At 52.1% G+C, this 587-nt stretch carries 1 protein-coding gene; it reads left to right on the top strand.

Annotation, left to right across the window (positions count from 1 at the left end):
* Positions 1-334 (top strand): hypothetical protein (locus HY58_RS19805; protein ID WP_039135687.1); only part of this gene is annotated, 334 nt, incomplete at its 5' end.
* Between the last annotated feature and the right edge of the window lie 253 nt (positions 335-587).

Genomic DNA, 587 nt, shown 5'->3' with positions numbered 1-587 from the left:
AATGGATAGTAATCTCCGACCCTTTTCGGCTATACCTCCCTTTTCACTGGCAACCACTTTTAAGCCATCTCAAAGAACTGCTTACAACCCCCAAAATAACCCTTTCTTTTTTTCAATTGAAAAGAAAAAATCATACTCCTGCTGTAGGCTGCACAAGGATGTAACGGCTCTTCAAAGGTCACTGATAAGCACTTATGCGGTTGCGTTATACGCTGGCTGTTACAGAAGCTTATCAGTGGCCTTTGAGGAGCAAGCCAAAGCCGTTCCTATTGCCTGGATCTATTCTACTGCTGATCGGCTGCGGCAGCATTTTTTTTTACACGAGTCATTGTAAGATAATGCCAGCAACGACAGAGATGCAACGGCGGCACCCCGCGCCATGGCCCCGCCGATGGCTGGGCCGGGAGTGCGTAGCTTTAGCGGAGCACGAAGGCACAGCAAAGGCCTCTGGCGCCACTTTATTTGCCAGAGCGCAGCGGCGGCAACACTACAGATAAAGGGCGGCGGGGCCGCGCAGGGGGCGCACCCGCCGCCAGGCCCGCCGGACGGCTAGGCCAGTATAAAACTTTTCTTTGCATAGATAAACT

Source organism: Flavihumibacter sp. ZG627 (assembly GCF_000814325.1).
Classification (GTDB): Bacteria; Bacteroidota; Bacteroidia; order Chitinophagales; family Chitinophagaceae; genus Flavihumibacter.
The sequence above is the reverse complement of the archived record's forward strand: the minus strand, read 5'-3'. Positions and strand labels throughout refer to the sequence as shown.